General features: G+C 65.7%; 21 protein-coding genes. 8 read left to right on the plus strand and 13 right to left on the minus strand.

Features of this window, described 5'->3' with window-relative positions; translation table 11 throughout:
- The first annotated feature begins 19 nt into the window (after positions 1-19).
- From CH285_RS21775 to CH285_RS21790, 4 genes are read left to right on the plus strand one after another with little or no spacing between them, the layout of a single operon-like run.
- Positions 20-796, plus strand: a complete 777-nt coding sequence (locus CH285_RS21775; RefSeq protein WP_032372875.1) for an alpha/beta hydrolase — start codon at positions 20-22, stop codon at positions 794-796.
- On the plus strand, positions 797-1138 hold the full coding sequence (locus CH285_RS21780; protein ID WP_027496546.1) for an MGMT family protein: 342 nt from the start codon (positions 797-799) through the stop codon (positions 1136-1138).
- A complete protein-coding gene (locus CH285_RS21785) occupies positions 1135-1581 on the plus strand; it encodes a PaaI family thioesterase (RefSeq protein ID WP_228139195.1) in 447 nt (148 codons plus the stop codon). The genes CH285_RS21780 and CH285_RS21785 overlap by 4 nt, the downstream gene beginning before the upstream one ends.
- Positions 1582-1594: 13 nt before the next feature.
- The gene (locus tag CH285_RS21790) at positions 1595-3406 is read left to right on the plus strand and encodes an NTP transferase domain-containing protein (protein ID WP_255032401.1); all 1812 of its coding nucleotides are present in this window, start codon (positions 1595-1597) and stop codon (positions 3404-3406) included.
- On the opposite strand, the gene CH285_RS21795 is transcribed toward CH285_RS21790, so the two are convergent.
- From CH285_RS21795 to CH285_RS21820, 6 genes are all read right to left on the minus strand, one after another.
- On the minus strand, positions 3363-4097 hold the full coding sequence (locus CH285_RS21795) for a sirohydrochlorin chelatase (RefSeq protein ID WP_080730106.1): 735 nt from the start codon (positions 4095-4097) through the stop codon (positions 3363-3365). The genes CH285_RS21790 and CH285_RS21795 overlap by 44 nt on opposite strands.
- Entirely contained in the window at positions 4094-5275 is a 1182-nt protein-coding gene (locus CH285_RS21800; RefSeq protein ID WP_032383612.1) for a uroporphyrinogen-III synthase, read from the minus strand. The genes CH285_RS21795 and CH285_RS21800 overlap by 4 nt, the downstream gene beginning before the upstream one ends.
- Before the next feature lie 20 nt (positions 5276-5295).
- The gene (gene nirD, locus CH285_RS21805) at positions 5296-5673 is read right to left on the minus strand and encodes a nitrite reductase small subunit NirD (RefSeq protein WP_027496542.1); all 378 of its coding nucleotides are present in this window, start codon (positions 5671-5673) and stop codon (positions 5296-5298) included.
- 128 nt (positions 5674-5801) lie between these two features.
- Positions 5802-8297, minus strand: coding sequence for a nitrite reductase large subunit NirB (gene nirB, locus CH285_RS21810; RefSeq protein ID WP_032383613.1), 2496 nt, complete (start codon positions 8295-8297; stop codon positions 5802-5804).
- Between the two features lie 59 nt (positions 8298-8356).
- Positions 8357-9760 carry a nitrate/nitrite transporter gene (locus CH285_RS21815; RefSeq protein ID WP_032383614.1) on the minus strand — a complete coding sequence of 468 codons (1404 nt, stop codon included), beginning with the start codon at positions 9758-9760 and terminating at the stop codon, positions 8357-8359.
- 224 nt (positions 9761-9984) lie between these two features.
- Positions 9985-11226, minus strand: coding sequence for an MFS transporter (locus CH285_RS21820; protein WP_027496539.1), 1242 nt, complete (start codon positions 11224-11226; stop codon positions 9985-9987).
- Between the two features lie 97 nt (positions 11227-11323).
- Here CH285_RS21820 and CH285_RS21825 point away from each other — a divergent pair, with 97 nt between their 5' ends.
- The gene (locus CH285_RS21825) at positions 11324-12016 is read left to right on the plus strand and encodes a FadR/GntR family transcriptional regulator (protein ID WP_032383476.1); all 693 of its coding nucleotides are present in this window, start codon (positions 11324-11326) and stop codon (positions 12014-12016) included.
- Here the strand turns inward: CH285_RS21825 and CH285_RS21830 are convergent.
- From CH285_RS21830 to CH285_RS21840, 3 genes are all read right to left on the minus strand, one after another.
- Positions 12006-12860, minus strand: coding sequence for a TIGR02569 family protein (locus tag CH285_RS21830; RefSeq protein ID WP_027496537.1), 855 nt, complete (start codon positions 12858-12860; stop codon positions 12006-12008). The two genes, CH285_RS21825 and CH285_RS21830, sit on opposite strands and share 11 nt — an antisense overlap.
- Before the next feature lie 68 nt (positions 12861-12928).
- Positions 12929-14095: an adenylyltransferase/sulfurtransferase MoeZ gene (gene moeZ / locus CH285_RS21835; RefSeq protein WP_080732074.1), complete on the minus strand. Its 1167-nt coding sequence runs from the start codon at positions 14093-14095 to the stop codon at positions 12929-12931.
- Between the two features lie 76 nt (positions 14096-14171).
- Positions 14172-15200: a DUF3152 domain-containing protein gene (locus tag CH285_RS21840; RefSeq protein ID WP_370878773.1), complete on the minus strand. Its 1029-nt coding sequence runs from the start codon at positions 15198-15200 to the stop codon at positions 14172-14174.
- Between the two features lie 336 nt (positions 15201-15536).
- Between CH285_RS21840 and CH285_RS21845 the strand changes: the two genes are divergently transcribed.
- The gene (locus tag CH285_RS21845; RefSeq protein WP_027496534.1) at positions 15537-16190 is read left to right on the plus strand and encodes a TetR/AcrR family transcriptional regulator; all 654 of its coding nucleotides are present in this window, start codon (positions 15537-15539) and stop codon (positions 16188-16190) included.
- A gap of 83 nt (positions 16191-16273) precedes the next feature.
- Here CH285_RS21845 and CH285_RS21850 read toward each other — a convergent pair whose 3' ends face one another.
- Entirely contained in the window at positions 16274-16501 is a 228-nt protein-coding gene (locus tag CH285_RS21850) for a DUF3107 domain-containing protein (protein WP_027496533.1), read from the minus strand.
- A 137-nt stretch (positions 16502-16638) separates the two neighbouring features.
- Positions 16639-17373 carry a ferritin-like fold-containing protein gene (locus CH285_RS21855; protein ID WP_032366312.1) on the minus strand — a complete coding sequence of 245 codons (735 nt, stop codon included), beginning with the start codon at positions 17371-17373 and terminating at the stop codon, positions 16639-16641.
- A gap of 413 nt (positions 17374-17786) precedes the next feature.
- Between CH285_RS21855 and CH285_RS21860 the strand changes: the two genes are divergently transcribed.
- Complete coding sequence (locus tag CH285_RS21860) at positions 17787-19343, plus strand: DEAD/DEAH box helicase (RefSeq protein WP_230595127.1); 1557 nt, start codon at positions 17787-17789, stop codon at positions 19341-19343.
- A 9-nt stretch (positions 19344-19352) separates the two neighbouring features.
- Positions 19353-20606: an Rv3212 family protein gene (locus CH285_RS21865; RefSeq protein WP_094643062.1), complete on the plus strand. Its 1254-nt coding sequence runs from the start codon at positions 19353-19355 to the stop codon at positions 20604-20606.
- 23 nt (positions 20607-20629) lie between these two features.
- Here the strand turns inward: CH285_RS21865 and CH285_RS21870 are convergent, their stop codons facing one another.
- Both CH285_RS21870 and CH285_RS21875 read right to left on the minus strand, forming a co-directional pair.
- Positions 20630-21424, minus strand: a complete 795-nt coding sequence (locus CH285_RS21870) for a ParA family protein (protein ID WP_027496529.1) — start codon at positions 21422-21424, stop codon at positions 20630-20632.
- Positions 21425-21480: 56 nt separating this feature from the next.
- Positions 21481-22947, minus strand: coding sequence for a DHA2 family efflux MFS transporter permease subunit (locus CH285_RS21875; protein WP_032372689.1), 1467 nt, complete (start codon positions 22945-22947; stop codon positions 21481-21483).
- Between the last annotated feature and the right edge of the window lie 56 nt (positions 22948-23003).

Genomic DNA, 23003 nt, shown 5'->3' on the forward strand with positions numbered 1-23003 from the left:
ATGCGGCATAGTGGTTCACGTGCCCGAGTTGAATCTGCATACGTTCGGACCCGCAGACGGTCCCGAAATCCTCGCCGTTCACGGTGTGACCGGTCACGGTGCCCGTTGGTGGGACCTCGCCGAGAATCACCTGCCCGAGGCCCGCGTTCTGGCTCCCGATCTGATCGGCCACGGCCGTTCTCCGTCCGTTCCACCGTGGGACATCGACGCTCAGGTCACCGCACTGAAGGCCGTGCTCGACGCCCATGCGCGCGGTCCGGTCGTGGTGCTCGGACATTCGTACGGCGGCGCGTTGGCCGTGCATCTCGCACAGCGGTTCCCGGAGGTGGTGCGCGCGCTGGTGCTGCTCGATCCTGCGATTGCCTTGCCGCCGGAGGAGCTGCTCGAGGTCGCCGAGGCCACTGCGAAGTCCCCCGATTACACCGACGCCGACGAGGCGCGTTCTGAGAAGATCCACGGCGCATGGGCGGACGTGCCCACCGAGTTGCTCGACCGTGAGGTCGCCGATCACCTGGTCCCTGCCGACGGCGGGAAGGTCGCGTGGCGAATGTCGATTCCGGCCATCGTTGCGACGTGGGGCGAGCTCGCTCGTCCGATCGTGGTGCCCGCCGAGAGCGTCCCGACCATCGTGGTGCGGGCCATGCGCGTCGAACCTCCTTATGTGACCGAAGAATTCGTGTCCGCGCTCCGAGACAAGCTCGGCGAGAACCTGCGCACCGTCGAACTCGACTGCGATCACATGGTCGGCCAGGCCAAGCCGGCCGACGTGGCCGAGCTGGTGCGATCCCTGCTGTAGATGGCTCCGATCACCGAGGCGCAGGTGGAGCGGGTACGCGCGTTGGTCGCGTCGATTCCCGTCGGTTCCGTTGCCACCTACGGGGACATCGCGGCGGCGGCCGACCTGTCCAGCCCCCGCATCGTTGGGTGGATCATGCGGACCGACTCCGCCGATCTGCCGTGGCACCGTGTCCTGGGTGCTAGCGGAAAGCCTGCGGCGCATCTGGCGACGAGACAACTCGAGACGCTGCGCGGAGAAGGTGTCGAGATCCGCGACGGGCGAGTGTCGCTGAAGTCCGTTCGCTTCGACTTCGGGGCGCTCCCCCAGCCTCCGACGTCGACCACTAATCTCGAAGGATGAACATCGGAGATCGGCTCGGGCAGTTCGATCCACGCCCTACGGCGAAGTTCGCCCTGTCCAAGGCGAGCACTTTCGTCGCCGCGGCCGGCCTGGTGATCGACGAGGTCTCGGGCACGCGGGTAGCGGGGCACATCGAGTTGACCGAGGAACACTTCACGCCCTGGGGCGTCGTGCACGGTGGGGTCTATACCAGCGCTGTGGAAAGCGCCGCGAGCATCGGTGCGAGTGAGGCGGTCAAGGATCGCGGCGAGTTCGCGGTCGGAGTGCACAACGGAACCGATTTCCTGCGCGCCAGCAAAGGCGGACGGGTGGATGTTCTCGCGGAACCGTTGCAGCAGGGTCGCGTTCAGCAACTCTGGCTGGTCACGATCACCGCGACCGACAGCGGTAAGACCATCGCGCGCGGCCAGGTTCGACTGCAGAACGTGCCGCTGCCGACGTGATGGGATCGCACCGGTGAGCGGCTCGTCGACCGAGCCGATCTGCGACGCCATCGTGCTCGCGGGTGGTCGCGGATCGCGAATGGCAGGCCTTGCCGGCTCGGCATCGGCATCGGCATCGGCATCGGCATCGGCATCGGCAGAAGTCGACAAGCCCGCGCTCACCGTCGGCGGACGACGACTGGTCGACATTGCAGTGGCGGCCGTCTCGGACTGTCGCCGAACGGTACTGGTGGGCCCCACACGCGACGCAGTACCGGGTTCGGTTGTGCAGACCCGAGAGTTCCCCGCCGGCGGCGGCCCGGTGGCAGCTCTGGCCGCCGGACTCGAAACACTGGACGGCACAGCCGATCTGGTGGCAGTCGTAGCGTCGGACATACCGCTGCTGAATGCTTCTGCGGTGCAGTCACTGATCGATCAGTTCCACCGAGTCGAGACCGACGCAGTGTTCGCGGCCGACGCCACCGGTCGCACCCAGTTCCTGCTCGGAGTCTGGCGCTACAGCGCGCTGCGCTCGGCGGTGGCGGCGCTCGATACCGTCGAGGGTGCCCCGATGCGCGCACTCGTACCGAACGAGCACCGCGTCGTCACGGTTGCCGATATCGAGGACTGCGACACCCCTGCCGATCTGGTCGCCGCGCGCGCCGCAGCCTCGTCGAGATCGGAGGACGTACTCGACATCGACGCCGCGCACGAACGAATTCGACAGCGAGTAGCCGCCCTCCCGGTTCATCGAATTCCGTTGCAGGACACGGCGGGGACCGTGCTCGCGCAACCGTTGGTGGCGGCAACAGCACTGCCTGCGGTCGACATCTCCGCGATGGACGGATTTGCCGTGAGCGGACCCCCTCCGTGGACGCTGAGGCCCGATATCGCCTACGCCGGAACGTCCGGCATCGCCCGACTCGCCGACGGCAGCGCAGTACGCATCGCGACCGGCGCAGCGCTTCCTCCCGGTGCCACTGCGGTCGTTCGCGACGAACACGCGGTCACGACACCGGCCGGCGTCGTGGAACGCGCACCGACGGCGACGTCGACCGATGACACGCGTCGCCGCGGCGAGGACTGGCTTCCCGGAACGGAGTTGGTTGCCTCGGGTACCGCAATCGACACTGCTGTTCGGTCACTCGCCGCGAGCGCGGAGGTGACCGAACTCGATGTGCGGGGACCGGTTCGCGCACGAATTGTCATCAGCGGAAACGAGATTCGGGTATCGGGTCCGCTGGCACCCGGTGAGACCAGGGATGCACTCGGATCGGCGCTGCCGGAGTATCTGGCGCACTGTGGAATCGCCGTCGTGGACGTACTGCTGCTCGACGACAATGCGACCGCGTTCGCCGACCTCTTGGGAAGTACCGAAAACATCGACCTCGTGGTCGTGGTCGGAGCCACCGGAGGAGGTGCCGCCGATCAGCTACGCTCCACGCTCGCCGCCCTCGATGCCGAGACCGTGGTCGGGCGAGTGCGCGTGCGTCCCGGCGGATCCCAGATCACCGCGACCCTGCCCGACAGTACGGTTGTCCTCGGCCTCCCCGGCAATCCGCTCGCGGCAGTGAGCACGGCGCTGCTGACCGCACCGGCGATCGTCGACGCGCTCACCGCTCGCATTCCGCGTTCACCGCGAACGGGGTTGTTGTCCAATGCATCCGAGGTTCGAGCCCCGATCCCTCGAATCGTTCCCGTGGTGGCCGACGGTACCCGCTGGCGAGCCGACGTCAAGGTCCGGACAGCTCATCTGGCGCACCTCGTCGGCCGTGATGCTCTCGCCGTGATACCCGCCGACGTCAGCGACGACGAGCCGGTGACAATTCTTCCGTTGCCGTACTGAATTCCGAACCGGCCAGCAGCCGAACACCCTCGTGGTACCGCTCGACGACGAGATCGACGATGGCCGGATGCACCCCGAGCGGCGCACCGACGCCGTCGGCTCCCACGTCGGCCAACCGATTGTGGAAGAGCCCACGAGCCAGCAGATAGCTCGCCACGAACACTCGATCGTGCCCGGCTTCCCGCAGCCCGGACACCGCCTGCGCGACGGTCGGCGTACTGGTGGCCACGTATCCGATCTTCACCGGTGTCCGAGCCGCGTCCGCGAGCATCGCTTCCGCGATCCGATGTTCCTGCAACGCACGAGGATCGGATGATCCTGCGGCCGCGAGCACGATGCTCTGGCCGGCTCGCCAGCCGGCGTCCCGGAGCCGATCGACCATCACTCGTGCGAGCACCGGGTCCGGCCCGAGGGCACGGGTGACGGCGACCGACGAGTGCGCACTGTCCGTGATCTCGCGCGGCACGTCGGTGTGGACGTGATAACCCGATGCCAGAAATGCCGGAACGACGACCGCGGATTCCGGAGTATCGCGCAGCACCTCGGACGGGGACGGTCCCAGCACGTCGACGAAGGCGACACGCGTAGTACCGATCTGCTTCGAGACGGCGTCGGCGAGCGCGGCGACCATCTCCACACCGCGCGGGTTTCGAGTGCCGTGTGCGACCAACACCAAGGTGGGTTCCATCAGTACTTACTCCCCTCGCTCACGGAAACAGCCCCCGCGGGTTCGTGTGCATCACAGTCGGATTCGGTCTCGATATAGTCCAACGCGATACGGTAGCCGCGTTTGACCACGGTCTGGATCGCCTTGGGTGCCCCCAGTGAGGAACGGAGTCGGGTCATGGCGGTCTCCACCGCGTGGGTATCGCCACCCCCTCCGGGCAACGAGGCCAACAGGTCTTCACGGGAGACCACGCGCCCCGGATTACGACTCAACGTCTTCATCAGCGCCATCCCGGCCGGGGACACGGGCCGCACCTCCCCGTCGACCACCACACACCGACCCCGAACACTGACCACATGCCCGCCTGCGTGCAGGCGACCGGTTCTCCTGGGCAGCTCCTCGGCGATGTGACGGGCGAGCGCGCCGAGGCGCGCACGCGCAGGCGCAGTGGTGGCAACCGACAGCTGTTCGAGCGGGGCTGCGGTGACCGGCCCCACGCACACCGGAAGCACCCGCGTACGCATCGACTGCAGCAGAGGCTCGAGTACGCCGTTATCGTCGGCACGCATCAGCATCGACGCGACCGCCGGTGCCGAGGTGAAGCTGATGGCGTCGAGATCACCGACGACGACCGATTCGATCATGCGATCCATCGGACTCTGATCGTCGGGCGCCGTCCAACGGTAGACGGGCACCGGCACCACTTCGGCTCCGGCGCAACGCAGTACCTCGCAAAAATCCGTAACCGGCTCCCACTCGGTGGTCGCGCCGTGCAGTTGTACCGCTATGCGTTTGCCCTCGACGCCCTCGGCGAGCAGATGTTCGAGCACCTCGGCGGACGACTCGGAGGCAGGCGACCATTCCTCGCGCAGATCCGCCGCGCGAATGGCACCGGTGGCCTTCGGACCGCGCGCCAACAGTCGCGACGCACCCAGAGCACGACCGAGTTCTTCGGCTCGCCCCCAACCGTCGGCGGCCTCGATCCAGCCACGAAAACCGATTCCCGTGGTGGCGACGGTGATCTCTGGTGGTGCAGCGATGATCGCCGCGGTGACGCGTTCCAACTCTGCGTCGTCGGCGAGCGGGATGATCCTGATCGCAGGCGCGCGCATCACACTGGCCCCACGCCGCTCGAGCAAAGTCGCGAACTCCTCGGCGCGACGCGACGCCGTCACCCCGACGGTGAACCCGGCCAGAGGCATGTCCGCCCCGGCATTTTCGGTCACGTAGATCCGCCGCGGACGAGCACGACACCCTCGACCGTGGCGACCTCGAACGAGCCGAGCGAGACCTCCGCATCGTCGAGGCAACGTCCGTCGACGAGAGAGAAGACCTGCTTGAGCAGCGGAGACGCGACGGTGGGCTCGCCGCCGCGGTCGCCGACCAGACCACGCGACATCACTGCAGCGCGGCCGTAGGGATCGATGTTGCCGACCGCGAACAGTCGTCCGTCGTCCAGCAAGAACAGTGCCGCCTGGGTGCCGCCGCGCAGCAGCACCGCCACCCCGCGACCCGGGATGAGAGCGTCGAGGGTGCAGGCCGGGGTCCAGTCTCGCGAAAGATCGTTCGGTACCGAAGTATGTGAATCGATGACAGTCATGGCGTACCTCCTGGTCAGCTATTTGACGCTGCCCGTGTTTCTTGGCCGTTAAGCGGCGATTACCCACCTGTGCACATGCGCTCAGGTTCGTGACCTGTCGGTTGTCAGGAACCCGTCACTCGAGCACGTCACGCTCCGATGCGCGGCATCCCCATCAGCACGGGCACCTTGCGTGCGCCGGACTCGTCGAACGCGATGGTCGGATCGGCCTCGGCCGGAGCGTTGACGAAGGACACGAACCGGCCGAGCTTCTCCTCGTCCTCGAGCACCCCTGCCCATTCGTCCTTGTAGCCGGCGACGTGGCGTGCCATGTCGGCCTCGAGTTCTGCGCCGATGCCCAGGCTGTCCTCGCAGACGACGGCTTTGAGGTGGTCCAATCCCCCATCGAGCGATTCCAGCCACGGTGCGGTGCGTTGCAGGCGGTCCGCGGTGCGGACGTAGAACATCAGATAGCGGTCGATGTAGCTGACGAGTGTGGCGTCGTCGAGGTTGGACGCGAGCAACTGGGCGTGCTTGGGCGACTGGCCACCGTTGCCGCCCACGTAGAGATTCCAGCCACCTTCGGTGGCAATGATGCCGACGTCCTTGCCGCGGGCTTCGGCGCACTCACGTGCGCAGCCCGACACTCCGAACTTGATCTTGTGCGGCGAGCGCAGTCCGCGGTACCGGTTCTCGAGGTCGACGGCCATTCCCACCGAGTCCTGAACACCGTAGCGGCACCAGCTGGACCCGACGCAGCTCTTGACCGTACGCAGCGACTTTCCGTACGCCTGACCCGATTCCATGCCTGCGTCGACGAGCCGCTTCCAGATTTCGGGAAGCTGCTCGACGCGGGCACCGAACATGTCGATGCGTTGCCCGCCGGTCACCTTGGTGTACAGCCCGAAGTCCCGGGCGACCTCACCGATGACGATCAACTGCTCGGGCGTGCACTCCCCTCCCGGCATCCGAGGCACCACCGAATAGGTGCCGTTCTTCTGGATGTTGGCCAGGAAGTGGTCGTTGGTGTCCTGCAACGACGCCAGTTCACCGTCGAGAATGTGATCCGACGAGGTGGACGCGAGAATCGAGGCCACGACGGGCTTGCAGATGTCGCAGCCGGCACCCGATCCGTACTTGGCGATCAACGACGAGAAAGTTCGGGTGTTCGTCGCCCGTACGATCTCGAACAGCTCGGCCCTCGACTGAGAGAAGTGCTCGCACAACGACTTCGACAGCACCACTCCCGATGCCGCCAGCAGCGATTTGATCGACGGCAAGCATCCTCCACAGGTGGTGCCTGCCGTGGTGCAGCTCTTCACCGCGGCCAGATCGCACGCACCGTCGGAGATGGCCGAGCAGATCGCACCCTTCGTCACACCGTTGCACGAGCAGATCTCGGCGTCGTCGGGAAGCGCTCCGATGCCGACCTGCTCGGCCGCCGGAGAGATCAACGAACCCGGATCGCCCGGCAATTCGCGTCCGACGAGCGGCCGGAGCAACGAGTACGCCGATGCGTCGCCGACGAGGATGCCGCCGAGCAACGTCTTGGCGTCGTCGGTGACGACGAGCTTGGCGTAGGTACCCTTGGGTGCGTCGCTGAAGACCACCTCGAGTGCACCCGGAGTTGCGGCCATCGCGTCACCGAAGCTCGCCACATCGACGCCCATGAGCTTGAGCTTGGTCGACATGTCCGCTCCGGGGAACTCCGCTGCGCCGCCGAGCAATCGGTCGGCTACCACCTCGGCCGTCGAATATCCGGGCGCGACGAGTCCGTAGCATCGGCCTTCGACCGCAGCACATTCGCCGATGGCGTAGACGTCGGGATCGGATGTGGTGCAGCCGATGTCGACCAGAATACCGCCGCGCTCGCCGACCTCGAGGCCGCTCTCGCGAGCCAGCCGGTCCTGCGGTCGCACCCCGGCGGAGAACACCAGCAGCGCCGCGTCGATCGTATCGCCGTTGCTCAGCTCGACCGTCAACCCGGCGCTGTCGTTCTCGGTGATCGACGACGTGCCCACTCCCACATGCACGTTCAATCCGAGATCGGTGACGAGGCGGGCCAGTAGCGCACCGCCGCCTTCGTCGACCTGGAGCGGCATCAACCGCGGCGCGAACTCGATGACGTGCGGCGTCATACCCATCTTCTTCAACGCGTTCGCCGCTTCGAGGCCGAGCAGGCCGCCGCCGACGACCACGCCCACTGCTCCCGGCCCGGCCTCGTCGGCTCGTGCGCGGATCCTGTCCAGGTCGTCGAGGGTGCGGTAGACGAAGCACGCAGCCAGATCGTGTCCGTCGATCGGCGGGACGAACGGGTAGGAGCCGGTGGCGAGGACCAGCGCGTCGTAGTCCACGGTGTCGCCGGCCGAGGTGACGACGGTTCGGTGGTCACGGTCGACGCGTTCGGCCCGCACCCCGGTACGCATCTCGACGAGGGAGTCGCCCGGATAGTCGTTGCCCGCCAACGCAAGTTCCTTGTGGTCCCAGGCACCGACGTAGGACGACAGACCCACCCGGTCGTACGCCGGCAGAGCTTCCTCGCACAGGATCGTGATCTTCCACTCGGCACCCTCGTCGCGCGCCCGCAGCGCCTCGACGAACCTGTGCCCTACCATTCCGTGCCCTACCACTACCGCGTTCTTCATTGCGGGTCCTTCCGATTTCGTTGCCGTGCGGAGTGTTTCGAGTGCGCCTGCACCGAGCGTCAGACGGCTACCCGTGCGTCGGCGTCGGCGGAGTCGGTCCTGCGCAGGTAGATCGCCCACGTGACAATCGCGCAGACCACGTAGAAGCCGAGGAACACCCAGAACGCTGTGGTTGCCGACTTCGCACTACCGGAGTACGACGCCCGCAGCACCAGGTTGATGGCGACACCGCCGAGTGCGCCGATGGCACCGGCGATCCCGATCAGTGCGCCGGACATCTTGCGGGACCAGTGCTGCTGTTCCTCGACCGTCATGCCCTGCAGTGCAACAGATTTCGCAGCGAAGATCGCGGGAATCATCTTGTACACCGACCCGTTGCCGAGGCCCGAGAGCAAGAAGAGTGCGATGAATCCGATGACGAAGAGGACCATCACAGTGCCGCTGGCCGCCCCGGGCGTCGAGTCGTCCCAGGTGCTGGCCGCTACCAGAATTCCGGTGGAGAACGTCATGGCCACGAACGTGTACAGGGTGATCTTTCCGCCGCCGATCTTGTCGGCGAGCTTGCCGCCGAACGGACGCGACAGCGACCCCAGCAGTGGCCCGAGGAACGCGATCTGTGCAGCGTGCAGCGAGGCCTGGGCCTGCTGAGCCGCCGTGGCGGGTGCCCCGTCGGTCAATCCGGCCAGGAAGTTGATCTGGAGTACCTGCCCGAATGCGAAGCTGAAGCCGATGAACGATCCGAACGTGCCGATGTAGAGGAAGGCGATCCACCATGCGTCGGAGAACTTCAACACGTCGATCATGGAGCGGCCGTTGGTCTTCTGGTTGTCGAGGTTGTCCATGTACAGCGCGGCACCGACGGCGGCGATCGCGATGAACACCAGGTACACGGCGCAGACGATCTCGGGTGCGGTGTTGCCGATGGTAGCGATGACCAGCAGACCGATGAGCTGGATGACGGGTACGCCGATGTTGCCTCCGCCGGCGTTCAGTCCGAGGGCCCAACCCTTTTCGCGCTGCGGATAGAAGGCGTTGATGTTCGTCATCGACGAGGCGAAGTTACCGCCGCCGACTCCGGCGAACGCCGCCACGATGATGTACGTGGTGTACGAGGCCGGGTTCAACATGAAGTACATCGTCAACAGCGTGGGAATCAACAACACCAGAGCGCTGAAGATGGTCCAGTTGCGCCCGCCGAATTTCGCCGTGGCGAACGTGTACGGAATGCGCAGGACAGCACCGACGAGAGTGGGGACTGCCACCAGGAAGAATTTGCCCGCGGCATCGATGCCGTAAACCGACAACGGCATGAACAGCACCATCACCGACCAGATCGACCAGATCGAGAAGCCGACGTGTTCGGCGACGACCGACCAGATCAGGTTTCGTTTGGCGATCTGCTTACCGCCGCCTTCCCACGCCTGCACGTCCTCGGAATTCCAATGCGCGATCCGGTGATTCACCGAGACGGGAACGGTTCCGGGCGGAACGGGTGCGGTGGCAGCAGAGCCGGTTTCGGCTGAAGCGCTGCGAGAAAGGCTGGTCACGTATGGCCTCCTGGTTCGGTGAGTGACACCAAGATAGGAAAGCCATGTTGCAGCGGCGCTGCGTGCGGTGACCCGCTGATTAACTCGTTCTCACCCGCTCGTCGACGCGTACGTGAGATCGAACGCGTCGACGAGCCCGGTCACCAGGAGTCTTCGAGCATCCGAGGTCGACAGCACAGATAGCCGCCGACCAGCAGAATCACAACGCATCCGGTGAGCAGCGTCAGCGGCAGTCCCCAACCGCCGGATACGGTGTGCAGGAAGCCGAACAGAATCGGGCCGGTGGCCGACACCACGTAGCCCAACCCCTGGGTGAAGCCCGAGAGCGAGGATGAGCCGACCGCGGTGCGGGTCCTGAGATTGATCAGCGTCAGCGACATCGGAAAGGTCATCGTGCCGAGGCCGATCAGGCACACCCAGATCACCGTTCCGGCGGCAGGCGAGAAGTGCAAGCCGGAGAACCCACAGAGGTAGCACACCGCGGCGACCAGCACGAGACCGAACGGATTTCGCAGTTTTGCGCAGAGGGTCGGCGTGGCCAGCGACGTGACCAGGCCCATCGCTCCGAAGGCGGCGACCGAGGCTCCGGCCAACCCCTCGCCGATACCCGAGTCGATCAACAGCGTCGGCAGCCACGTCAACATCGAATACGTGATCAGCGACGTCATCGCGAACATCATCACCATTCCCCACGCGAGCGAGGATCGATGGATGCGGCCGCCGGATCGGGTGTGCACGGCCGCCGAACCGGCCTCGGCAGAGACGTCCTTCTCGTCGCGACCACGTCGGGCGATCACGACACCGAGCCACGGCAATGCTGCGGCAACACCGACGATCGCCCAGACCCCGATGGAGAGCCGCCACCCGTGGGCATCGGCGACCGGAACCGCGAGCAGCGGCGGAATCATTGTGCTGATCTGGAGTGCACAGATGTAGATGGTGCTGACCACTGCGAGTCGATCCGAGAAGTACCGCTTGACCAGAGGTGGAATGACGACGTTTCCGATACCCATGCCGGCGAGGGCGATCGCGGACAGCGCCAGCAATGACGCCGTGTTCGGCGCGAATGCCCGGGTGGCCATCCCGATCGTGGTCAACGCCATGGCGAGCAGGGCGGCGCGCTCGAGACCGGTGCGCTTGGCGAGAAGCGGTGTCGCCAACCCGAACACGGCGAACATCGCCGGCGGCAGCATCCCGACGACGCCGATCACGGCATCCCCGAACTGCAGATCCGTTGCGATCCTGCCGAACAGAGGGCTGATGGATGTCACGGCGGCGCGCAGCGTCAGCGCAGAGAGAACGATGGCGGCGAACACCAGTAGGCGGCCGCGAACGAGTGATGTACCGGTCTGGGTGGTCTCGGAAACGGTAGGCGCACTCACCGCGTAATCATAGGATGACCGGATCATCGGGTGCAACGCAGTATCATCGTCGGCGCAGCACCCGAGCACTGCACCGCCCCCAGAACGAGGAGCCTCCGTGCGCCAGGTCCACCGATCGAGCCTGATCACCCAGGTCACTGCAGCCCTGCGCGACGAGATCACGTCGAAACGATGGCCGGTCGGCAGCAGAATTCCCACCGAACCGGAGCTGTGCGAGATGACCGGCACCGGGCGAAACACGGTTCGTGAGGCCGTTCAGGCACTCGTCCACGCCGGCATGGTCGAGCGACGGCAGGGGTCGGGAACGTTCGTCATGACCTGCTCGGACCTCGGCGGCACCCTCGGCAAGTACTTCTCGGACGCCCGTTATCGCGACGTCACCGAGCTCCGGGAAACTCTCGAGGTGACCGCAGCAGCATTGGCTGCGGATCGACGCGACGAGCACGACATCCGAGAGATGAACGACGCCCTCGAGAACCGCAATGTCGCCTGGTCGAGAGGCGACGTGCCGTTGGCCGACGCCGTACGAATCGACGCGCGCCTGCATCGGAGCATCGTCGCCGCCAGCCACAACGCGATCTACCTGGAGTTCTACGACTCGTTGCTACCGGTGATCCACGAGACGATCAGAGAACACGCCACTGCTCACGACGACGACTACGTCGCCGAGCACACAGCCCTCGTCGACGCCATCGTGGACGGTGATTCGGCCCGGGCAATCGCCTCCGCCCGGTCGCTGTTCCGCGAACTCTCCGCCCCTCCGGGCCACGCGCCCGAACCTACAGAATGAGACGCACCAGATCTGCCGTGCGCGCGAGGCCGGGAAATGCCTCCGACGTCGACCGCGGATGAAGTGCGTGCACAGCCAGACGAAACATCAACGCGCGCAACAGCATCTGCGGCCATTCCGGTAGATCGTCCCACCGGCCCACCAGACCGTCGTCGGCGTCTCCCCACGAGAGCGCGTCCACCACGGCGACGCCGGCAGCCCACGACGCCGGACGCCAGTACGGGGTGATATCGCTGATCCCCGGAGCATCGCTGCCGGAGAACAACACCGTCCCGAACAGGTCGCCGTGTACCAATTGGTCCGGCGATTCGACGGGCTTACGCAGTGTCGCAAGCTGTTTGACCAATTCGAGGCTGCTCTTGCCGTCACTCGACGACGGCTCGGGCGCACCCGCACCGCGAGCGGTCCGTAGCGGAACGGCCTCCCAGGCGGCCCGGTCGGCCGCGACGAACACGTCGACGTCGGCCCACGGGGCGACGGGTGGCTGCACCAAGAAGCGGGGACGTTCCAACTGCGCGGTCGCTGCGTGCAACCGCATGGACAACGAGACCACTTCGTCGTGGCGAGGCTCGGGTTCGCCTGCGACGAACGTATCTGCACGCCAACCGGACACGACGTATCGACCATCGGTCGAGCGCACCGGTCGAGCGAGGCGCACACCGTCCACAGTCAGTGTTTCTCGCACCTTCGCAGACCAGGCTGCGCGAGCATGATCGGCGACGGGCGAGAGCACGACGTCACCCAGACGCCACCCTCCGTCCCAGTCCGCACCCAGTGGCGCAGGCTCGACATCGCGCAGCCCGAACGTAGAGATCACGTGCTGAGGAGGTTCGACAGAGCTCACGAACGCCACGGTACCGCCGATCGGGCAGAGCTCTGCGGACGACGCGCGCATGCGGCCCAGCCGCCACGTCAGTAGATGGGCAGGCCGGGCTCGATCTGCTTGGCCCACTCCACGATTCCGCCGTCGAGATGGGTTGCGTCGGTGAAACCGGCACCGACGAGAGCGTCGAGAACCTCCGCGGACCTGATGCCGGTTTTGCAGTACAGAACGATCGGTACCTGCTGTGGCAGTTCGGCCAACGCCGCCCCGGACAGAATTCGCCCGCGCGGTATCAGCCGAGCGCCCTCGATCCGCACGATGTCCCACTCCACCGGCTCACGCACGTCGATCAAGGCGACCTCGCGTCCGGAATCCAACATCGCCCGTAGCTGCTCGGGGCTGATCGAGGCGTCGTCGGATTCGACGGCCGGCACCACCCCGCAGAAGGCGTCGTAGTCGATCAGTTCCGTGATAGGGGTTCGGTGCGGATCACGGGCCAGTCCGACGGTTCGGTAGCTCATGGCCAACGCGTCGTAGATCATCAGCCGTCCCAGCAGCGTCTCGCCTATTCCGGTGATCAACTTGATGGCTTCCGTCACCATCACCGACCCGATCGAGGCGCAGAGCACGCCCAGGACGCCACCCTCGGCGCAAGAGGGCACCATTCCCGGCGGCGGAGCCTCGGGGTACAGATCTCGATAGTTGATCCCGACGCCGCCCGGAGCTGCATCCCAGAACACCGAGACCTGCCCCTCGAACCGGTAGATCGAACCCCACACGTACGGGATACCGACCAGTGCGGCCGCGTCGTTGACGAGGTATCGGGTGGCGAAGTTGTCGGTGCCGTCGAGAACGAGATCGTAATCGCCGAAGATATCGATCGCGTTGGACGAGTCGAGGCGGACCCTGTGCAGCACCACCGTGACGCCGTCGTTGAGTTCGAGGATCGAGTCCCGTGCGCTGTCGGCCTTCGGTCGTCCGACGTCGGACCGCCCATGGATGACTTGTCGCTGGAGGTTGGAAAGCTCGACGTCGTCGAATTCCACGATGCCCAGAGTTCCGATGCCGGCGGCCGCGAGGTACAGCAGCGCAGGCGAACCCAGTCCGCCGGCTCCGACCACGAGCACGCGGGCGTTCCGCAACCGCTTCTGGCCGTCCGTTCCGACGTCCGGAATGATCAGGTGACGGCTGTACCTGGCAACCTCCTCGGAGGTCAGTTCACCGGTGGCTTCGACCAGTGGCGGTAGGTGGACCACGCTCAGCGACTCTCCTCGACTCGACGGGGCGACCACATAACTGCGTTCGCCGCCTTCGAATCTAATCCGCGATTGCTCACCCGCGTGGATAGGGCCACGGGTTGAACCGGCAGGTCTTGCCGTCCATGGGCACGACGCCCTCGGGGTCGAGCCGCGCGATGTCGTCATTGGCCGTTCCGAACGTCTGCTGCATCATCACCGGTGCCAGCCCGCCGTCGGTTTCGCACGGCTGATGCTGCTGGTAGCCGATGGCGTGCCCGACCTCGTGGTTGATCTGATATTGACGGTACGAACCGATGTCTCCCTGGAAGGAGATCGCTCCGCGTACCCATCTGGGTTCGTTGAGCACGACCCGTTCGATGCCGGGGTTGTAGCAGGACACCTCGAGTTGGATGTCGTATCCACACGCCTGCCGAATGGACATCTGCGACGTCAGGGAAATCCGGAAATCCGGGTCACCCTGATCGATACGCCGGAACGCGAAACGCGGGTCGTTGGTCCAGCTCTTGGGGTTGGCCAACGTTTGATCCACCAGACGGCCGAACGACTCGTCGCCGCCGAAACCGACGGTGTCCACACCGTCCTCGACCTCGACGGTATAGGTGAACACCCGCTCGGTTCCCTGGCCGACCTGCTCGGTGCTCCCGGCGACGGTGTGCCAGGTGCCTGCCCCCTGCACCGCGAACGGTCCACCGTCGGGCAGCTCACCGGACGAGATCGTTTCCGCGAAGTTGCCGTCGGCCTGCGGCGGGACCCCGATGATTCCGGTTCCGGACGTATCGGAGCTCAGCGTGCCGAACCCTGGGTCCTGCGAGGTGCCCTGAGAGGCGGTGCCGACAACCGGGTCACCGGCCCGAACGGCATCGACGACCACGAGCGCGGTGACGGCGATCAGGATCGGTACCGCGTACGCCCGCCAGCCGTAGGTGGCGGCGAACTTTCCCAACTTGGTCTGTTTACGCACGTCACGCTCGGGGCGGCGACTGCGGTCCTTGACCTCGCGCTGCGTCGGGTCCCACTGCGCGCGCAAGGGCTGATGCGACCCACGACCACCCACGCCTCGTGGAAGATCGTCCGACCGCTCGTCGAACCCGCCGGACTGCACACCGCCGCGAATTCGCGGCTCGCCTCGGTCAGTCACTCGCTCACGATCTCACAATCCTGCTCGCTCGCCGCTCGGCACGCCGATACCGGGGACGGATCTATCGGGCTCTCGGTACGACAAACATCGTACAAACAAACCATCCGATGTGATTCGAGATCGACCGTTTCCGACAAGGATCCCCCAGGATCCCAGCGGTGCCGACGGCCACGAGTATCGTTGCCCGTGATCTGCGCTACGAGCGGTCCGAACCGAAGGCCACCCGCCGAAAGTTCACGCCGGACCGCACGTTGTCGAACCAAGACGAGCGCAGCTGTCGACGCGATGGGAACATATTTGATGACAGATCTCGACGACCGGAGGTCCTCCGACCGTCCGGCCACCACCGGCAACCGCCGCAGCGCCAGGCTGCCGCGTGATGCCCGTCGGGCGCAACTGCTGGCTGCTGCGAGCGAAATCTTCGTGACCCGCGGCTATCACGCGTCGGGAATGGACGAGATCGCCGAATGCGCCGGAGTCAGCAAGCCGGTTCTCTACCAGCACTTCCCCGGCAAACTCGAGCTGTACCTGGCGGTACTGCAGAGCTACGTCGACACCCTCATCGCCGGGGTTCGTCAGGCTCTGCGTTCGACGACGGACAACAAGCAACGCGTCCGCGCCGCGGTTCTGGCGTTCTACGATTTCGTCGACACCGACACCCAGGGTTTCCGTCTGGTCTTCGAGTCGGATCTGATGGGTGACCCTCAGGTCAACGCCCGCGTGGAGCAGGCGACCGAAGCATGCGTCGACGCCGTCTTCGACCTGGTCGCCCACGATTCCGGACTCGATCCGTACCGAGCACGAGTGCTGGCCGTCGGCCTAGTCGGCGCCAGCCAGTTCACCGCGCGCTACTGGCTCGAAGCAGATCGGCCGATCTCCAAGGAAGACGCCGTCGACACCACGGTCTCACTGGCCTGGGGCGGCTTGTCGCACGTTCCGCTGCAGTCTCCGTAACCAGCCGGTCGGGCATCCCTCCCACATACGCCACACGCCCCTCGTTCGAGAAGAACGAGGGGCGTGTGGTGTTACCGGCCGTCTCAGGTGGTTGCGAACCCGACCTTGCGAGGATCGGACGGGCCGATCTCGACGTACGACACCTTGGCGGTCTGGATCAAGAACTTGCGTCCCTTCTCGTCCTCCAACGACAGCACTCCGTCCTTACCTGCGAAGGCGGTCGATACGAGCGCCTCGACCTCGGCCGGGGACTGCGCACTGTTCACGACGAGCTCACGGGAACTCTCCGACACACCGATCTTGACCTCCACGGTCAACCTCCGAACTCTCGACAACTGACGCTGTTCTCGCCAGGCTAGTGCAGCCCGCGTGCCGCAGCCGCTTCCAGGCCTGTGCTGTCAGCGAACACCGGCGGGGACCCGCCCCGCCCGGTGCCCGATCGAGCCGATCAGTCCAACCCGAGCGAGGACATCCGCTCGGCATGCTGCTCCTGCATGCGATCGAACAGTGCGACGACCCCGTTGAGGTCGCCCGACGCGGTGATGACGAGATCGGTCAGCGACTCGCGCTGCGCGAGCACGAACTGGGCCTGCGTGATCGCCTCGCCGAGCAGCCGACGCCCCCACAACATCAGGCGTGCCTTGTCCTGGGAGCTCGCCCGGACCCGTTCGGACACCTCGTGGACGACGAACTCCGAGTGCCCGGTCTCGGCCAACACGTCGCGAACGATCTCCGCGACGTCGGGGGCGAGGCTGTGCGCGATCTGCCGGTAGAAATCAGCGGCGATTCCGTCACCCACGTATGCCTTGACCAGCGACTCCAACCAGGTCGACGGCGTGGTGGAGGCGTGGTACTCGTCCAGAGCCCGCACGAACGGATCCATCGACGAATACACGTCGAGGCCACGGTTGGACAAAGCCTGTTCCAACGTCTCGAAATGACTCATCTCGGCGGCGGCCATACTCGCCAGCGCCACCCGGCCTTCCATGGACGGAGCCATTCGAGCGTCCTCCGCCAACCGGTAGAACGCAGAGATCTCGCCGTAGGCGAGCACGGCGAACAAGTCGGGAACGCCCGGGTGATCGTGTGCGATCGCGGGCTCCCCTCTGTCCGGATCGCTCGACCCGACGAGGGCGGTGGATGCAACTGCGGGCGACGACGACTCCGACGAATGGGCTCCCATTCCACGAATCGTAGACCCGTGTCCGACGCCCCGTCGCGGGGCGCGTCACACCTGCCGCGACCCGTCGACCGTGGAGAATCGGGCCGGGCAAGCTACCATGGTGTCGATCGTTGCTCGCGGACCTGTCACACGGACCGAAAGCCGATGCGGCGATCATCGATAATGTGTGCGCACCTGATCCGGGTCGCCTCGAGAGCTTCGCCGCAGCGAACGTCACAGTTCGCGGCCGCGCTGAGGCTGACGGCGACATCACATCGGATTGAGGGCATCGACTTCGGCCGGCAATAGGCCTGTGCCCTTCCTTGTGCGTACGTTCGACCACGAGGAAGGCCAGTCCCCTGAGCAAGATAGTCGTAGACCAAGAATCCGAGACCGGCGACACCACCCTGTCGGCCCAACTGGACGACACGCATGTGCCACCGACGTTCGCCGAGTTGAACGTCGACGCCGACATCGTTCGTGCACTCGCCGACATGGGTATCGAGCGCACCTTCGCCATCCAGGAGCTCACTCTTCCGCTGGCCATCGCGGGCGACGACCTCATCGGGCAGGCCAGGACCGGAATGGGCAAGACGTTCGGTTTCGGCGTGCCTCTTCTGCATCGTCTCGCCACGGAGAATTCCGGAACGACCCCGCTCGACGGCACGCCACGCGCGCTGATCATCGTGCCGACCCGTGAGCTGTGTGTTCAGGTCAGCTCCGACCTCGAGAATGCATCGAAGTACCTCAGCGGCGCGAACGGCCCGGTGAAGGTTCTTTCCATCTACGGCGGTCGCCCGTACGAAGCTCAGATCAGCGCGCTCCAGAACGGCGTCGACGTCGTCGTCGGCACCCCCGGCCGTCTACTCGACCTCGCCAAGCAGAACCACCTGATCCTCGGCAAGGTCGGCGTCCTGGTTCTCGACGAGGCCGACGAGATGCTCGACCTCGGGTTCCTTCCCGACATCGAACGCATCCTGGGCATGGTCCCCGACAAGCGTCAGACGATGCTGTTCTCCGCGACGATGCCCGGCCCGATCATCACGCTGGCGCGCACGTTCCTGACGCAGCCGACGCACATCCGGGCCGAAGAGGCTGAGTCCTCCGCCGTGCACGATCGCACCGCCCAGCACGTCTACCGGGCGCATGCACTCGACAAGGTCGAGATGGTCGCCAAGGTCCTCAAGGCGGAAGGCCGCGGCGCGACGATGGTGTTCACCCGCACCAAGCGCACGGCGCAGAAGGTCTCCGACGAGCTCGCCGAGCGTGGCTACTCGGTCGGCGCGGTCCACGGAGATCTCGGGCAGGTCCAACGCGAGAAGGCTCTCAAGGCGTTCCGCACCGGCAAGATCGACGTGCTGATCGCCACCGACGTCGCGGCCCGGGGTATCGACATCGACGACGTCACCCACGTCATCAACTACCAGTGCCCCGAGGACGAGAAGACCTACGTCCACCGCATCGGCCGTACCGGCCGTGCAGGGCGCACCGGTATCGCCGTCACCCTCGTCGACTGGGACGATATCCCGCGCTGGCAGCTGATCGACAAGGCCCTGAATCTGGGTATGCCGGATCCGGTCGAGACCTACTCGAGCTCGCCGCATCTGTTCGCCGAGCTCGATATCCCCACCGATGCGACCGGCACCGTACGCAAGGCGGCACCCGCGCGAGCCGCGGAGCAGGCCGCTGACAAGGCCCCCGACACCGAGTCCGCAGCACCGTCGGCAGAGGCGTCCGCACCGAGCAAGCCGCGCCGCTCACGCAGCCGCCGTCGCACCCGCGCGGGACAGGACGGGGACCAGGCCTCGACCTCGACCGACTCGGTCAACGCCTCCGCATCGACCGCGAACCCTGTTGCAGCACAGTCGGATTCGACCGATTCGTCGACACCGGAAGCGTCGACCAAGACCGCTCCTCGTCGCCGACGCCGTCGCCGCACGAGCGGATCGTCCGCCGAGACCGGACCGTCGACGGCGAGCGCGTCGGAGTAGTCTCCAGCCGTGCTGGCTCCAGAACGTAGGTCGAGAACCGATCTCGTCGTCGCGGCAGTCATCGCGGTGACGGTGGTCGTGGCCGCGAGCGTCGCCTGGCTCACGGGTGACGCTCGGGGCACCACCTCTGTCACGGCCGACAATCCACTCGCGCCGTCCGAGGCGGCCGCCTCCGTGCCCGCCGCCCTGTCCGAGTTGTGGCGGGCACCGAGTTCGGCGACGGATTCGGCGCATACGCCGGTTCCGGTCGTGACCGGTTCGGCAGTCGTGACCGCCGATGGCGGTTCGGTCGTCGGCCACGACCCCCGTTCCGGCGACCCGGCGTGGTCGTACTCGCGAGACCTACCCCTGTGCTCTGTGATCGCCTCCTGGAACACTGCCGTCTCGGTCTACCGCGACGACCGCGGTTGCTCGCAGGTGACCACGCTCGACGGATCGACCGGCGTCCGCACAGCACAGCGCACTTCCGACGCAGACGACTCGGTGTACCTCTCGTCCGACGGCACCTACGTGACCTCGCGAGGTGACACTCGGATGGAACTGTGGCGCTCGGACATGGTGCGCACACTCGAATACGGGCGCGTCGATGCTCCGGTCAACCCGGGTACTCAGCCGAGAACCGGATGCACGCTCCTGTCCACCACGTCGTCCAATTCGCGGACGGCAGTGCTCGAACAGTGCCCGGGTGAGCCGGCCGCACGACTGTCTCTGCTCAACCCTGCCCCCAAGGATGCGAGCGAACCCGAGGAGTACGGATCCTCGGTGGTCCCGGATCTCGTCACCTCGGAGCAGGAGCCGACATCCGGACGCGTCCTGGCTCTGACGGGAAGCCTTGTCGCGCTGTATGTTCCGTCCGCAAACGGTGCCCCTGCGCGCATCGCGCTCTACGACGACACCGCCACGGCCGTCTCCGAGTTCGTTCTCCCCGCGGGCCTCGGCCCAACATCCGCACCGCCCGCCTCGCCGGCAGCGAAACAGGGTTCGGTGTTCACCTGGTTCACCGGCTCCGGAGTGCAGGCACTGAACTCCACCGACCTGACTCCGGCGTGGTCCATGCCCGGGGCCCTCGGCAGCGGTGCCGTCATGGCCGGCAGGCTACTGGTTCCCGTGCCCGACGCGATCGCGGTGGTCGAGCTCGCCACCGGCACGGTCACTGCCCAAATTCCGATCGATCGCGGCGACTACGACGGACCGGTGCAGACCTCCGTGATCGGCGATGTCGTCGTCGAGCAGCGCGGTTCCGACCTGGTCGCGCTGGGTTGATCGAGGACGGCCGATTGGAGGAGCTACTCCGCGGGGTCGTACGTCTTCAGTTCCGCTGTGCCCTCCCAGTGGGCCAACAAGTTCTCGGCCAGCTCGCGATACGCCTGCGCGCCCTTGTTCTTTCGCCCCGACAGCACTGTTGCGCCGGATGCACTCGCCTCCGCGAAACGCACCGTCCTGGGGATCGGCGGAGCGAGGACCGGCAGCGAGTACCGGTCGGAAACATCGCCGAGCACGTCACGGCTGTGGGTGGTACGGGCATCGAACAGGGTGGGCAGTGCACCCAGCAGTGCGAGGTCGGGGTTGGTGATCTGCTGCACCTCGGACACCGTCCGCAGTAGTTGTCCGACGCCGCGGTGAGCGAGCGTCTCACACTGGAGCGGGACCAGAACCGATTGCGCTGCAGTGAGACCGTTCAGCGTGAGAACACCGAGCGAGGGTGGGCAATCGATGACGACCACGTCGAAATCCTGCAGAATCGGTGCCAGAGCACGCTTGAGTGCGAACTCGCGACCGGCGCGCATGAGCAACAGCGCCTCCGCACCCGCGAGGTCGATCGTGGCGGGCAACAGCACGATCCCCTCCGCCGTCTCGATCAGCACGTCCTCGACCTGTGCGTCCCCGGTCAATACCTCGTGCACCGACGAGTCGAGCTTGTCCGGGTTGTGACCGAGCGAGAACGTCAGGCATCCCTGCGGGTCGAGATCGACCACCAGAACGCGTCGGTCGAGTGCGTGCAGCGCGGCTGCCAGCGAGGCGACCGTAGTGGTCTTGGCCACGCCGCCCTTCTGATTCGCTACCGCAAGAATTGTCGTCACGCCCTGATCCTTGCCTAGATTCGCCGCTCGAGCGAGGTTTGTCGGTTCCGGGCGCGTCAGTGCATCACGATCGGCGGCGCGGATTCCTGAGAAACGTGCTTGGTTCGGGGCAGGAAGAACGCGGGCACGAACGTGATGACGATGAGCACCAACGCGACCATGAAGGTGGTCCCGAACGCGCGCGCCGAGATGTCGAATGCTTCGAGCTGGCTCGAGGCCGTCAGCGCCGGCTTCTGCTGCGCGGTCAACACCACCGACATCAACGCGGTTCCGATCGATCCGGCGGCCTGCTGGACGATGTTCATCAATGTCGAACCGCGAGCGACTGTTTCGTTCGTCAACGTCTGCAGCGCAGCAGTCATGATGGGCATCATCGTCGAGCCGAGCCCCAGCCCCATGACGAACAAGGCTCCGATCAACAACGTGTACGACGTGCTGGTGCCGACCTGGGTGAACACCGCCATGCCTGCGGTGATCAGGACCATGCCCATCAGCACGATTCGTCCTGGACCGGTCTTGTCCGCGATCACTCCGGCGATCGGCATGGCTATCATCGCGCCGATACCCTGCGGTGCGAGAAGCAGCCCGGCCGACAGTGTGGACTCGCCGCGGAGCAGAAAGTAGCTGGGAAACAGCAACCCTGCGCCCATGAACGCGACCATGAAGAAGGTGGTCGTGATGACTGCGACGGTGAGTGAACGGTTCCGGAAGAGCCTCAGGTCGATCAACGGATGCTCGACGCGCAGAGCGTGGAAGACGAACAACACGATCAGCACCAGGCCCACGATGACCGGAACCAGCACCTTGACGGCCAGTACGGTCTCGGTTTCGACGACCGACGACGCACCGTAGAGAAACAGGGCCAGACCGGGCGAGAGCATCAGCATCCCGCGGAAGTCGAACGATTCCGACGGGGTCGGATTGTCTCGCGGAAAGATCACGATTGCTGCGATCAGCGCGAGAATGCCGATCGGCAAGTTGATGAGGAAGATCCAGTGCCAGCTCGCGGCCTCGATCAGCCAACCGCCGAGGATGGGGCCCGCGATGGGCCCGATCAGCATCGGCACACCGAGCACGGCCATCACCCGGCCGATCCGTTCGGGGCCGGCGGCACGCGTCATGATCGTCATGCCCAGGGGCATCAACATGCCTCCGCCGAGGCCCTGCAGTACGCGGAACACGATCAACGACGTGATGTCCCAGGCGAAACTGCACAGCACCGAACCGAGAACGAACAGCACCAGTGCCGTGATGTAGAGACGCTTGGTGCCGAAACGGTCCGCAGCCCAGCCCGTCAACGGGATGACGGTGGCCAAGGCGAGGGTGTAACCGGTCATCGTCCAGGCCGCGTTGGCATACGTGGTCTCGAACACGTCGGTGAACGTCCTCAAGGCCACGCTGACGACGGTGACGTCGAGAATCGACATGATCGCGCCGAGAACGACGACACCGGCGATCTTCAGCAACGCTCCGTCGAGCTTTTCCGGGGCACCGGAGGGCGCGGGCTTCTGCAAGTCGGTCATTGTTCTCCAGATCGATGAGAAGAGCTACGAGGCCAATGCAATGCGCACACTGACGG

Origin of the sequence: Rhodococcus sp. 05-2256-B1, assembly GCF_002258465.1 — a bacterium.
Classification (GTDB): domain Bacteria; phylum Actinomycetota; class Actinomycetes; order Mycobacteriales; family Mycobacteriaceae; genus Rhodococcoides; species Rhodococcoides fascians.

Bases quoted from the DNA above. Each gene is read 5' to 3' on its own strand.
- CH285_RS21780 (WP_027496546.1), top strand. From the start codon at position 797: ATGGCTCCGATCACCGAGGCGCAGGTGGAGCGGGTACGCGCGTTGGTC.
- CH285_RS21785 (WP_228139195.1), top strand. From the start codon at position 1,135: ATGAACATCGGAGATCGGCTCGGGCAGTTCGATCCACGCCCTACGGCG.
- CH285_RS21800 (WP_032383612.1), bottom strand. From the start codon at position 5,275: ATGCCTCTGGCCGGGTTCACCGTCGGGGTGACGGCGTCGCGTCGCGCC.
- nirD (WP_027496542.1), bottom strand. From the start codon at position 5,673: ATGACTGTCATCGATTCACATACTTCGGTACCGAACGATCTTTCGCGA.
- nirB (WP_032383613.1), bottom strand. From the start codon at position 8,297: ATGAAGAACGCGGTAGTGGTAGGGCACGGAATGGTAGGGCACAGGTTC.
- CH285_RS21845 (WP_027496534.1), top strand. From the start codon at position 15,537: ATGACAGATCTCGACGACCGGAGGTCCTCCGACCGTCCGGCCACCACC.
- CH285_RS21855 (WP_032366312.1), bottom strand. From the start codon at position 17,373: ATGGGAGCCCATTCGTCGGAGTCGTCGTCGCCCGCAGTTGCATCCACC.
- CH285_RS21875 (WP_032372689.1), bottom strand. From the start codon at position 22,947: ATGACCGACTTGCAGAAGCCCGCGCCCTCCGGTGCCCCGGAAAAGCTC.